The organism is Spirosoma taeanense (assembly GCF_013127955.1).
Classification (GTDB): domain Bacteria; phylum Bacteroidota; class Bacteroidia; order Cytophagales; family Spirosomataceae; genus Spirosoma; species Spirosoma taeanense.
Genome location: NZ_CP053435.1, coordinates 4,597,579 through 4,610,549 on the forward strand (window position 1 = coordinate 4,597,579; position 12,971 = coordinate 4,610,549).

Genomic DNA, 12,971 nt, shown 5'->3' on the forward strand with positions numbered 1-12,971 from the left:
TATTACGTCTGTAACAAGTTATAACCGCAAATGTTGGCGAAATTCAACCGCCTGCTTTTATCCGCTAATTTTCCTGTTTTACCCTTCTCCTACCGGCGTTCGTCGGAAAAAACGGGGGATCGGCGTGTCAGTGCAATAGCTTTGACGCATCAAATTAATGACGCAAATCCGAATGAAAACGCGCTGCCTCTTTTTATTATCCCACTCGTGTGAAGCAAACAACTGAACCCACTCTTTTCGGCCTAAACCTGATTCCCCAAACGAAAATAAAGCCATGAAAATCCTTAGCCTTCTCTTCATTGCGGTTTTTGCCGCCTGTGTAACTGCCCAGGCTCAGTCCGATTCGTATAAACAGGCCATGAGCCAGGCTATCAGCACGATGCAAACGCATAATGAAAAATCATCCAAAACGGATATGCTGGCTTCGGCCAACCAGTTCGAACGTATCGCCAGCTCCGAGCCGAAAGAGTGGCTGCCACGCTACTACGCTGGCCTGAACTATGTGTATCTGGGCTTCATGGGGAAAGACGAAACCGAGAAGGATAAGTTTCTCGATCAGGCCGACATAAACCTGAAAGCCGCCGAAGCCCTCACCGGTTCGCCTAACAGTCCGGAAAATGACGAACTGGCCATTTTGAGAGCTTATATTGCCCAGGCACGAATGGTTGTCGATCCTATGAACCGCTGGCAGCAGTACGGGCCGCTCTTTCAGGCGGGTCTGGAAAAAGCCCGGAGCCTGAACGCCAGTAACCCGCGTATATACGCGCTTGAAGGTGCTTCGCTGATGTACACACCGGAGCAGTATGGCGGTGGTCCCAATGCGGCCTGTCCGGTGCTCAGGCAAGCCGCCGAAAAATTCGCTACTTTTAAACCTGCCAGCGAGTTACACCCGGTTTGGGGCCAGAAGCAGATCGAACCAATGCTGGCCAGGTGCCCCAAGTAAAATCGGCGGTCGGCTGACAGTTTTGCAAGAGAACAGATAGCCAGCAACACCGTAACGCTAAATAGAATAACGAAGCAATGACTCGTGAACAGTTAATTGGTACCATCGGGAAAAACGGCCGACGCCTTAAAATGCGGGCGTCGGAGCTGGCTGGTTTTGATTTTAGCGGCCTTGACCTGACCCAGGCCGATCTGCGTTTTTCGAACCTCGCCCGAGCCAACTTTCGAGGGGCCATTCTGCGGCAGGCCGACCTGAGTTTTTCGGATCTGAAAGGCGCCGACTTCACCAATGCCGACCTGTATGAAGCGAACCTAAGCTTTAGCGGTCTGGAAGGCATCGATCTGACAGGAGCGAACGTAGAGGGCGCTCAGTTCAACTTTTCGGGCCGCAGCAACTATCGGCCCGAACCAACCCGGCCGGAACCAATCTCCCTGACCAATCTGCTGCAAAAACCTGGCTGGGGTATCTTTATCGGGGCTGCACTGGGGGCGCTGCTGATTTATGGCTGTAATGCCGTTATTTATTTTACCCATTTAATCTGGACCGCCAAAGATCCAGTCATCGCGGGTCTGTACCGGTTTCTGATCATTCAGAATATTACAGACGGGGTGGTGGTCTTTCTGCTGACCTGGGCGTTATCGGGCTGGCTGTCGCGTCAGTTCCAGGCGGTCTGGAAGCGGCACGCCTTTATTACGTTTGTAATTATAATCAGCTTTTTTGTCTTGAACAACATTCTCTATTTGTGGTTGGGAAAAGCGTTTATTGACGAACTGGCAAAGCGCCCGAACGGCTTTCAGCAGAGCGCGCCCTGGTTTACCTATGTTGTAGGCGACCTGCTGATCGCCAACTTCTTTCTGTATGTTCTGCAGCAGGGCCGTCAGCTCACTCGAAAACTCTCCGATCAGGAATTTCAGATCCTGAACATGGAAAAGCTGAAAACCCGCGCGGAGTTAGATGCGTTGCAGGCTAAAATCAACCCGCATTTTCTTTACAATGCCCTGAACAGCATCGCCAGCCTGGTGCATGACGATCCTGAAAAAGCGGAGGAAATGACGTTGCTTCTGTCGAAACTGTTCCGCTATTCGACTGGCCGCGATGGTAATCTATTCGCGACGCTGGCCGACGAACTGGAAATGGTCCGAACGTATCTGCAGGTTGAACAGGTACGCTTTGGCAACCGCCTTACATTTAGTGTCGACGTAGCCGACTCAGGACTTAATGACCTGAAACTGCCTCAGTTTTTGCTTCAGCCAATCGTTGAGAATGCTATCAAGCACGGCATTGCCAAGCGCGCCGATTCCGGCCGGGTCGACGTCCGGATATATCAGAAAAACGATGAACTCCACCTATGTGTCCACGACAATGGCCCGGCCTTCCCCGACAACATGGACGGGGGCTACGGCCTGCGCAGCATTCAGGATAAACTCAAGTTGCTTTACGGCGACGACGCCCGCGTTGAACTTCAGAACTGGCCCATTAAGCAGGTCCTGATATCGATTAGCATGGCCAAAATCAAGGCTGGTTACACCACCGTAACCCCCGAGGCTTAAACCTTACATAGTATGAACTTCCCACTCAAAACATTGCTTATCGACGATGAGTCCTTAGCTGTCAACCGGCTCCGTCGTTTGCTGGACAAACACCGCGACACCTTTGAGGTCGCCGGTGAGGCTCCCAACGGCGCCGAAGGGCTGACGCTCGTTGAATCCACCCGCCCCGACGTCATTTTTCTGGACATTGAAATGCCGTTGCTGAATGGGTTTGAGATGCTTTCGCGGCTGACGTTCATGCCGATGGTCGTCTTTGCAACCGCCTTCGATCAATACGCCATCCGGGCTTTTGAAGAAAACTCGGTCGACTACCTGCTCAAACCGATCGAAGCCGAGCGTCTGGCGCGCACCGCCCAGAAAATCCGAATGCTGGTTGAACGTACCAAACTCAGCGAACCCATCAGTAACCCCATGACCGAGAACGTCATGCGACTGCTGGCGCAGATGCAGCCTAAAAAAGAAATCTACTCCATCTCCGTCAAGTCTGGCGACAAAATCCGGCTCATTCCCCTATCCGACATTGCGTATTTTGAGGCCGAGGATAAATACGTGTTTCTGGCGACGATGGACGGTCAGAAGTTTCTGACGACCTATACCCTCACCACGCTCACCGAAAAACTACCCGATACGTTCGTGCGGGTGAGCCGGTCGGTGCTCGTCAACCGGCATAAAATCGCCGAAGTCCACCGGCATTTCGACGGTAAGTTCATGCTGGCCATGACCGACAAAAAAGCCACGAAACTCACCACGGGCAGCACCTACGGCGAGGCCGTCCGGCAAATGCTGGAATTATGAGAGCCGCGACTGAACGTAAAATCATCCGCTGGTTTCACATCCTGGCCAGCATACCCATTCTGGGGTATATCTACGGGCCGGTTGCTACGTTACCCGAACCAGCCGTTGCCGTGAAGTTCGTTATCCTGCCCGCCGTCGTGCTATCCGGTTTCTGGCTCTGGCTGGGGCACCACGTCCGAAAATGGTGGCGCACCCGCTGATCCGGTAAAAGCCGCTATTTTTGTGGGGTAATCGCTAGCCTTTATGAGTAAGAAAAACCGTTCCGGCGTGGTGTACTCCACCAATCCGGACTTCCAATACCAATCCGACGATCAGCCCGGGGCTCAGACCCTGCCTCCTGCGCAGCAGAACCTAAAAATCTGGCTTGTCAAGCTGGGCGGCAGTAAAGTCGTTACGGCCGTTCGGGGGTTTATCGGCACCGATGCCGATCTGAGCGAACTGGGTAAACAGCTAAAAGCCGCCTGTGGGGCAGGCGGCTCAAGCAAGGACGACGAAATTCTGATTCAGGGCGACCACCGCGACAAAGTGCTGACGTGGCTTACCAGCAAAGGTTATAAAGCCAAAAAAGCGGGCGGCTGAGTCTTATTGAATACCGCCCATCCACTTCCGGAGCGGTTTGGCAAACAGCAGCAGTAGAAAGCCAAACCCCAGACTGAAATACACGACGTTCTGGAACATCATTGGCATCTGCTGCACGTTTTTCTCGTCGAAACCACCCGCAAACAAACCCGCAATAAGGTTACCCAGCGACGCTCCTACGAACCAGATACCCATAAGCTGGCTAGCGAAACGTTTGGGGGCCAGCTTGGTGAACGCGCTTAGCCCTACCGGACTCAGGCAGAGTTCGCCCAAAGTGTGGAATAAATACGTAAACGTCAGAAAGATAGGCGAGGTAATCTGCCCCGTTACGGCTATGCGCGAGGCAAATACCATGACCAGATACCCCAGGCCAAGCAGGATTAATCCAATGGCCAGCTTGGCAGGCGTCGGCAAATTGATATTCCGATTCGCCAGACCGATCCAGAGCGAGGCCATGACAGGCGAAAAAATCAGGATAAAGGCCGGATTGAAATTCTGAAACCAGCTCGACGGAATCTGCCAGCCAAAAACGTTCAGATCCGTGTACCGATCGGCAAAAATCTGGAGCGATGAACCCTGTTGTTCGAAACCTGCCCAGAACAGGGCAGCCGCCAGAAAGAATACAAACAAAACAACCACCCGTTTCTTCTCTACGGTATCAAGACCGCCCGCCAGCAGGATATACACGAAATAACTGACCGCTACCAACGAGATGATGGTGCCCATGGCCTGCGCCAGCCCCTGAGCGGTAGTCAGATCAATAACACCGGTCAGGTTCAGCACGAACAGAACCGCAGCCAGCCCAACCAGAAAGCCAATCAATGATTTATTTCCGTTCGAACTCCCTGCCTGAGCCGCTGCCGATTTTTCAGCGGGCGTAGGCTCATTCCCGTACTGACCCAAATAGCGCTGCCCCAGCGTACGAAACGTCAGCATACCCAGACCCATGCCAACCGCGGCCGCGCCAAAGCCGTAATGCCAGCCAACCTTCTGCCCCAGGTAGCCAACGATCGTGATGCCCAGAAACGAGCCGAGGTTGATCCCCATATAGAAGATCGAAAAAGCCGCATCCCGACGCGCCCCGCCTTCCGGATACAGCTCGCCAACAATCGTGCTGATGTTAGGCTTGAGCAACCCCGTACCCAGCGCTACTACGCACAAACCAGCATAAAACATGCCCTGACCCGATGGAATAGCCAGAATGATATGCCCAAGCATAATAACCAGGCCGCCATACCAGATGGATTTACGCTGTCCGAGAATGTTATCGGCAATCCAGCCGCCCGGCAGCGAAAGCAGATAAACAGAAGCAGTATAGATACCGTAGATAGCCGCGCCCTCTGTTTCATTCAGCCCCATCCCGCCCCGAATATTATCAATCAGGAACAGTAGCAGAATGGCCCGCATCCCGTAGTAGCTGAACCGTTCCCACATCTCGGTGAAAAACAGGACGTAAAGACCTGTCGGGTGACCGGTTCGGGCGACAGGCTTTTTAATAGTAGCTTCCATGCAGTTAGGTTAATTAGTCAGTTGACCGAAGAATGTTAATAAATACCGCAAAAAATAGGGGTAAATATACCGACAGCAGACTAAACCGCCAACTAACTTGCGCCCTCAACCTGAACTGATAATGCTGCTCTCTTTCGATTTCAAGCGTGACCCATACCTGATCCTGGATTTCTCAGCGAGCAACCCTGAGCTAACCAGCCTCAACCTTACCAACACCGCCCGCTTTACGGATTATGTCTTCGGCAAACTAAAGGCCGCCGGGGCGAAAATTGGCGTAGGCGGCTATAACGAACACCGGGTCATTTACCGACGCAGCCAACATTTTCAGCAAACCAGCGAACAGCCCCGCGAGATACACCTCGGTATCGACCTGTGGGCCGACGCCGAGACACCAGTATTCGCCCCGCTCGCCGGGGTTGTCCATAGTTTTCAGGATAACGCCAACTTTGGCGACTACGGCCCAACAATTATTCTGGAGCATCTCGTTGCCGGTAAGCCCCTGTATAGTCTCTACGGACACCTAACCCGCTCATCGCTGGATGGTTTGTCGGAGGGTAAAGAAATTAAGACTGGCGAGCCATTCGCGGCCATTGGCCCCTACCCCGAAAACGGCGACTGGCCTCCGCACCTGCATTTTCAGCTCATGAACGACCTGCTGGGTATGAAAGGTGATTTTCCCGGCGTCTGTTCCCTGGCCGACCGCGCTAAATTTCTTACTATTTGCCCCAACCCGAACGATTTGCTGCAAATACCGGGTCTTTGATGAGGCCGATTTGGGCAGGCGGACAGGCATCGGGCCAAAAAATTTGTGTATATTTGAGTAGTGTATTCATTCAAAAATGACCCCGACTGACGCTCTCAACACCGCGCAGCCGCGTTTGAAAGAACCGGCCGATTACCTCAAACGCTACTATGGGTATGACCGCTTCCGGCCCATGCAGGAAGACATCATCCAGTCTGTGGTCAGCGGGCGCGATACGGTTGTGCTCATGCCAACGGGTGGCGGCAAGTCAGTATGCTTCCAGATTCCGGCATTAATGCTGCCGGGTGTAACGGTGGTGGTATCGCCCCTGATTGCGCTCATGAAAGATCAGGTCGAAGCCCTGCATCTGAACGGAATTTCCGCTGCTTACTACAACAGCACCCAGACCAGCCGCGCGCAGCGCGACATTGAGGATGACTGCATCAGTGGTAAACTCAAATTACTGTATGTATCGCCCGAGAAGCTGCTGTCCGAGTCCTTTTTTACCTTCCTGAAACGAGCCAGGGTTTCGCTGTTCGCCATTGACGAAGCGCACTGTATTTCGTCGTGGGGCCATGATTTCCGGCCGGAATACACGCAGTTGAACGTTCTTAAGCAACACTTTCCGAACGTCCCAACTGTTGCCCTGACGGCCACGGCCGATAAACTCACCCGCCAGGATATTGCCCAGCGGCTCGGCATGAACGATCCGGCCGTTTTTATTGCCTCTTTCAACCGCACCAACCTCAGCCTGCAGGTCCTGCCGGGTCAGAACCGCCTTGGCCAGATCGCTCGCTTATTACAGCAGAAGCCCGACACATCGGGGATTATTTACTGCCTGAGCCGCAAATCGACCGAATCAATAGCGGCTAAACTTCAGGAAAAAGGGTTCAGCGCGGCCTTCTACCACGCAGGCATGGACCCCGCCGACCGCGCCCGCACTCAGGAAGCGTTCCTGCGCGACGACGTTCGGATTATTTGTGCCACCATCGCCTTTGGGATGGGCATCGACAAGTCGAACGTCCGCTGGGTAATTCACTACAACATGCCCAAAAACATTGAAGGCTTTTACCAGGAAATTGGTCGGGCGGGCCGCGACGGCGCTGCTGCACAAACCGTCCTGTTTTACAGCTTCAGCGACGTAAAGACGTACAAAGAGATGCTGGCCGAGAACAATCCGGCTAACCTGGGTCTGCAACTGGCCAAGCTCGAACGGATGCAGCAGTACGCCGATGCACACACCTGCCGCCGTCAGATTCTCCTCTCCTATTTTTCGGAAGATCTGCCCGAACCCTGCGGCAACTGCGACGTCTGCCGCGACCCGCGGGTAACCTTCGACGGTACGGTGCTCGCTCAGAAAGCTCTTTCGGCCATGGTTCGCACGGGCGAACGGGTTCCCATGAATCTGCTCATCGACATTTTGCGCGGCTCCCGCAGTCAGGCGGTTATGCAGGGTGGCTACGACCAGATTAAAACCTACGGCGCCGGACGTGACCTGCGCTTTGAGGACTGGCGGAATTACCTGCACCAGCTTATCAATATTGGCGTTATCGAAATTGCTTATGATCAGCATTACGCCCTGCGCCGGGGTATTCTGGCCGATCAGGTGCTTTACGGTGGCCGGAAGATTGAACTGGTCCGACCCGACGACGCTCCGAAGTCAATCGTTGAAAAACCAAAAACCAAAGCCGAGACCAGTCGCGACGATCTGTTTGAGCAGCTGCGTTCCCTGCGTAAGCAACTAGCCGACGAGCAGAACGTACCGCCTTACGTCATCTTCACGGACACTACCCTGGAAGACATGGCCCGGCAGCGACCCATAACCCCGGATGCCCTGCGTAACGTCAGCGGGGTGGGCGAACGTAAACTTCAACTATTCGGCCGGAAGTTTCTCGATGTTATACTCGACTATGTACGGGGTCGGGTGCAGGCGGGCGAAAAGCCTAAAGGTTCGACCCAGCTGATTACCTTCGATCTATACAATCGGGGTATGAGTCTGGACGAGATTGCGACTGAGCGTCAGCTCACTATCGGCTCTATTGCGAACCATCTGGTGCAGTTGGCAAAAGCCGGTTACGACATTAGTCTGGAAGAAATTTTAGCCTCCCTCCTTACCCCGTTTGAGCGGGTTGAAATTGAGCGGGCCATTGCTGCGGTTGGCATGCCTGAGGGGCGTTTAAAGGCCGTTTTTGATCACCTTGGCGGACGTTATGATTATGCCCGATTAACCCTGGTTGCGGGTCTGCTGGACGAATAAAATCCAAATTTCAAGGGTACCGTTGGATAATTCTTAGAAATCTAATTTGGTAATGTGCGGATTGTCAGGTAAATTCGTTTCTCTTCGATTTTCAAACCCGTTACTTAGGTACGGGTTTTGTCGTCTTATGTGCCACAACAAATACCGTTATTTTGATCAAAGAAGTCAGTTTTTCCCTGTTACTGGCCACCGTAAAACCAGCCCTTGCGCTGCCGTTTTTCGGGGCCGACACGAGCCAAACGCTTCGGTCGTCGAACGGCTTGAATAACCCATCGCTCCTGGTTGTTGACTCTTCCAGTCGTGTGTTTCCCATCTATTTTTGTGGAGAAGAGGTGCCTGTTTTTGAGCCGCGTGTGTCGCGCCGGTGGGTACAGACCCTCCGAACTTACGGGGCACAGCCGGAATGCCTGTTCGACCTTCGTCGTCGGGCCTCAACCTTCTTTCCCATCATCGACCCTATCCTGCGGAAATACAAAATTCCGCGCGATTTTCGGTTCATGCCTCTTGCCGAAAGCGCTCTGGTCAATGACTGCGTATCACCCAAAGGAGCGTCGGGTTACTGGCAGCTTATGCCCGAAACAGCCCGCGAACTGGGTCTCACAGTTGACGATAAGGTAGACGAACGTTACAACCTGCAAAAGGCGACTGTCGCTGTCTGCCGGTACCTTCACCAGCTTTACCGGCAACTAGGGTCCTGGACACTTGTTGCGGCTGCTTATAACGGTGGCGTAACGCATGTGCAGAATAAAATGCAGCAGCAGGGCCATTCAAATTATTACCGGCTGCGGCTCCACCGCGAAACGAGCCATTACCTGTTCCGGATTCTGGCCTACAAAGAACTGCTCAGTAACCCCCGGCAGTATACTCTCTGGCTTCGTAGCTCAACCCTTGCTCAGCTAACCAAGCCGTTGCCCAGCTGGCACAAACCCCTGGCTCTGCCCAGGAAAATTAAGGACGCCCCAACTGTTGAGCTGGTCGATGCAGAAAGCCCCGACCCAACCTGGGGACCCCGCCCGAATACCTCCCTGACCAAGATGCCTTCGGATACGGAGCAGTTTATTGCTATGGCTGCTTCGACCAAAGCAACCCCAAATGCGCCCGATGCGGATTTGACAAAGCAGGGACCCCATTTTCCAATCAAAAAACTGATGATGGGTTTGATGGTGCTGCGGTTCCGTCGCCCCCGATTTTTGAAGCGGAATAAAAGCGAAGGAATTCGCCCGCTGCACTTCTGGGATTGGCTTTAAGCTACTCGTATTACGCTTACCTCACTCATCTATACAAATAGTCTGAGTGAGGTAATTTTATTACTATATCTTTGCAAACAAAAAATACTAACGCGATAGTGTTACCATAGAATTAATTTCGCGTCCTAATACTGCAACCGTAACTCTACTTTTTCCTTCTGATGAATTTGCTAGTATCGCTTTCGCTGGCGGCCGGATTGGTCGTTGCGAGTGCTCTGTCTACAGTTGTTTCTACGGCCTCGTTCCTGTCCATCAACTTTTTAACTAAGCCTGCTTCAACAAACGCTGCTTTATCCTTTACGCCGGATCTGACTACGCTTCCTCCCGTATATTTCTGCGGGGAGTCGGTACCGCTGCACGAAGAAGTGGTTGCCCGCCGGCTGGTGTCGGCGCTGGTTCGCAACACCGCCCAGAATCAGACGTTATATCGCATCCGGCAGCGGGCCGCTTCGTTTTTTCCAGTTATTGAGCCTATTCTGGCCCGCCACCGTGTTCCTCTGGATTTCAAGTACCTGCCCCTGGTTGAGAGCGCGCTTCGGGGGTTTGCCGTATCGCCAAGGGGCGCCGTCGGGTATTGGCAGTTTATGCCCGAGACGGCCCGCGAACTGGGCCTATCGGTGCGCTCGGGCTACGATGAGCGCCGGAACCTGGTTAAATCGACCGAGGCAGCCTGTCGTTACCTGAGTTACCTGCACAACCGACTTGGTTCGTGGACGCTGGCTGCGGCTGCTTATAACAATGGCATTGGCGCGATGCTGAGCAATATCCGCCGGCAACAGCAGCGCGATTATTATTACCTGCGCCTGAATGCCGAAACGGGCAAATACCTCTACCGAATTCTGGCGTTTAAAGAGATATTCTCTAATTATCGCTGCTACCAGGATATTATTCCGAACCGGATTATGGCGTATCTAAGCCAGCCGCTTACGCCCGAAGTCAACAGCGCTGACGACGAGATACTGCTGCCGGAAACGCTCGTTGATCAGGCAACGCACATGGCCCTCAATACACCTGTTGAACCAGCGATGACCCGTCTTACCGGACGAGCTGACGATATTCCACTGCCTAATGCGGCCGATGTATTCCGGGGTGGTATCAAAGCAAAATTAACCGAGTCGGCAGGCTTACAGCGCGGCCAGGTATGGGTGTTTCATCTCACCCGCGACGGGATGGCCGATGGGCGCCAGGTTGAAGAAGGCGACGTTTTGTATGCCATCGTCGAAGATATTGACCAGAAAACGAACAAAGTGTATCTACGCGCCGATAAACTATACTCGACGACCGAGAAACAGACGTATAACCTGGCCCTGGCGGCTGTCGACGCGTCTACGGGTCGTATCGGTATACGCCTGCCGGACGTAGATCAGGTTCGGTCTGGCTGGATTTTGACCTGGAAAACCTTGTAGAGGATTTATCCGGTAAACTTTCAGGCTGATTGCCAGTCGCTAACGTTTTCGAACTAAACCCTCTGATAGCCGCGTTGTCTATGTGTTGAACCAATCGCTGTTTATTTTGAGGTTTATCATACGATGCGCTGTTTCGTTGCTTGCTGTAGGTCTGCTCATTCCGGGGGTTTCAGCACAGCGGAAAAAAGCCTCTGAAAAACCGGGATTTACTCGTTCGGCAATACCCGCCCCCCGGCTGGTAGGTGGGCCGGGGCGGCTGCATTTCAGCGGAGAATTAGTCCCAACCCAACAAAGCGACGTATCGGCCAAGCTAGCTTTTGCATTGGCCAGCAGCTCAGGCTACAGCCGGCATCTGAACGCGCTAAAAGCGCGTTCGGCTCCCTTCTTTGCCGTTATCGAGCCAATCCTGCGTAAGCATAATATCCCCAACGATTTCAAATACCTGCCGCTCATTGAAAGCGCCTGGCAGGCTAACGCCGTATCGTCGGCGGGAGCCATTGGCTACTGGCAATTTATGGACGAGACGGCGCAGGATATGGGCCTGTCAATTACGCCGGGTAATGATGAACGTACCGATCTGCGCAAGTCGACCGAAGCCGCGTGTCGGTACCTGGCCTTTCTCCACCGTAAACTGGGCTCCTGGACGCTTGTAGCGGCTGCCTATAATGGGGGCATCGGTATGGTACAGCGAAAAATTGTACGGTCGGGCCATCGCGACTACTACGCCATGGCCATGAATCCTGAAACAGGTTATTACCTCTACCGGATACTGGCCATGAAAGAGTTATTCACCAATCCGGTATATGGCGCTGGCCCGACGGGTCCATTAATGGCCTCGGCCGGCAACTGGTATGAGCAGGAGCGCGAACAGGCCCGGCGTATGGGTTGGCTCCACGACGAAGAACCCGATCCGGTAGGTGTTCCAGTTGAATCTCTGGAAACGAGTAACGACCTGTCAGTACATGCTGAAACTGCCGTTATGGATAGCGTATTGGCTGAATTGCTCAAAACGCAGGCTGCAGCGACACCCGTTTACACAGGTGACGTAACGGCCAAACTTGTTCGGGCGGGCCAGTTGAAAATTGGCCAAAGCTGGACGTTCAAACTGACCGAAGACATTCTGATTGGCGAGGATGAGCTCAAAGCGGGCGATGTATTATATGCCCTGGTCGACGATATTGACAGCCGTGGCCAGCTGTTTCTGCGAGCGACAAAAGCAGTTTCAGCGCAAACCAACACGGTTATCCCCTTAACGCTGTTGGCTATCAACCCCAAAACGGGTCTGGCGGGTGTTTCCAGGCCTAAACCAGTTAAACCCGGCTGGGTAGTGCAGTGGAAACTCTAAACTATAGTCAGCAAAAAGGCGCTCAACGGGTTACGTTGAGCGCCTTTTTGCTGACTATATTAATACTTATTCTGGCCGGAAGCGCAGCCGAACGGTATGCAGTTCGCCGGCATCGCCCCCGTATCCATTGAGCCGCTTGCCAGTCAACTGACGTATCAGCGTGTTGTTGATCTGCTCGTTCTGACTAAAAACTTCCAGCTGGCATAATTCATTATCCGCATTTATCCGAAACTGAATTACGACGACCCCCGCCTGCTGAGCAGGTTTCAGCGCGTCAGGATACGAAATATATTTAGATAGCTGCTGCTCTAGGTTAGCTTTAGGCGCTTTGGTCTTGCGAATTTTTGCTGGCGTAGCATAAGCCTGCGTCATCAGGAAACCTACCAAGGCTATGAAAAACAAAACTTTTTTCATGACATCTACGATTGAATGAGTGAACGATATCTCCCGGGCGAACCTCTTAATTACTCGCACGGACTTATATTACTGTAATATTAACCCAATGTTACGTAAATGTTAAGTATTCATCAAATAATTTTTTTACGGTAATCTTCTAGTATAATACCTACACACTGAATCAGGCCTTTATTTGGCTTAT

At 52.9% G+C, this 12,971-nt stretch carries 12 protein-coding genes; 10 read left to right on the forward strand and 2 right to left on the reverse strand.

Annotated features, from left to right (window positions below; genetic code table 11):
• Window positions 1-274: 274 nt before the first annotated feature.
• From HNV11_RS19105 to HNV11_RS19125, 5 genes are all read left to right on the forward strand, one after another.
• A complete protein-coding gene (locus HNV11_RS19105) occupies window positions 275-943 on the forward strand; it encodes a hypothetical protein (RefSeq protein WP_171741184.1) in 669 nt (222 codons plus the stop codon).
• Window positions 944-1,020: 77 nt separating this feature from the next.
• Complete coding sequence (locus HNV11_RS19110) at window positions 1,021-2,493, forward strand: histidine kinase (RefSeq protein ID WP_171741185.1); 1,473 nt, start codon at window positions 1,021-1,023, stop codon at window positions 2,491-2,493.
• A gap of 12 nt (window positions 2,494-2,505) precedes the next feature.
• Window positions 2,506-3,288, forward strand: coding sequence for a LytR/AlgR family response regulator transcription factor (locus HNV11_RS19115; protein WP_171741186.1), 783 nt, complete (start codon window positions 2,506-2,508; stop codon window positions 3,286-3,288).
• Window positions 3,285-3,488, forward strand: a complete 204-nt coding sequence (locus tag HNV11_RS19120; RefSeq protein WP_171741187.1) for a hypothetical protein — start codon at window positions 3,285-3,287, stop codon at window positions 3,486-3,488. The genes HNV11_RS19115 and HNV11_RS19120 overlap by 4 nt, the downstream gene beginning before the upstream one ends.
• Window positions 3,489-3,531: 43 nt before the next feature.
• The gene (locus HNV11_RS19125; RefSeq protein ID WP_171741188.1) at window positions 3,532-3,867 is read left to right on the forward strand and encodes a translation initiation factor; all 336 of its coding nucleotides are present in this window, start codon (window positions 3,532-3,534) and stop codon (window positions 3,865-3,867) included.
• Between the two features lie 3 nt (window positions 3,868-3,870).
• On the opposite strand, the gene HNV11_RS19130 is transcribed toward HNV11_RS19125, so the two are convergent.
• On the reverse strand, window positions 3,871-5,376 hold the full coding sequence (locus HNV11_RS19130; protein ID WP_171741189.1) for a peptide MFS transporter: 1,506 nt from the start codon (window positions 5,374-5,376) through the stop codon (window positions 3,871-3,873).
• Between the two features lie 121 nt (window positions 5,377-5,497).
• On the opposite strand from HNV11_RS19130, the gene HNV11_RS19135 reads away from it, so the two are divergent.
• The 5 genes from HNV11_RS19135 to HNV11_RS19155 all read left to right on the forward strand — a co-directional run bounded on the left by HNV11_RS19135 (window position 5,498) and on the right by HNV11_RS19155 (window position 12,373).
• Window positions 5,498-6,139, forward strand: a complete 642-nt coding sequence (locus tag HNV11_RS19135) for a peptidoglycan DD-metalloendopeptidase family protein (protein ID WP_171741190.1) — start codon at window positions 5,498-5,500, stop codon at window positions 6,137-6,139.
• Window positions 6,140-6,215: 76 nt separating this feature from the next.
• Complete coding sequence (gene recQ, locus HNV11_RS19140) at window positions 6,216-8,375, forward strand: DNA helicase RecQ (RefSeq protein ID WP_171741191.1); 2,160 nt, start codon at window positions 6,216-6,218, stop codon at window positions 8,373-8,375.
• A 152-nt stretch (window positions 8,376-8,527) separates the two neighbouring features.
• Entirely contained in the window at window positions 8,528-9,622 is a 1,095-nt protein-coding gene (locus tag HNV11_RS19145; RefSeq protein WP_240163570.1) for a lytic transglycosylase domain-containing protein, read from the forward strand.
• A gap of 161 nt (window positions 9,623-9,783) precedes the next feature.
• Window positions 9,784-11,028 carry a lytic transglycosylase domain-containing protein gene (locus tag HNV11_RS19150; protein ID WP_171741192.1) on the forward strand — a complete coding sequence of 415 codons (1,245 nt, stop codon included), beginning with the start codon at window positions 9,784-9,786 and terminating at the stop codon, window positions 11,026-11,028.
• A gap of 136 nt (window positions 11,029-11,164) precedes the next feature.
• Window positions 11,165-12,373, forward strand: a complete 1,209-nt coding sequence (locus HNV11_RS19155) for a lytic transglycosylase domain-containing protein (RefSeq protein WP_240163572.1) — start codon at window positions 11,165-11,167, stop codon at window positions 12,371-12,373.
• Between the two features lie 66 nt (window positions 12,374-12,439).
• Here the strand turns inward: HNV11_RS19155 and HNV11_RS19160 are convergent, their stop codons facing one another.
• On the reverse strand, window positions 12,440-12,787 hold the full coding sequence (locus HNV11_RS19160; RefSeq protein WP_171741193.1) for a hypothetical protein: 348 nt from the start codon (window positions 12,785-12,787) through the stop codon (window positions 12,440-12,442).
• Between the last annotated feature and the right edge of the window lie 184 nt (window positions 12,788-12,971).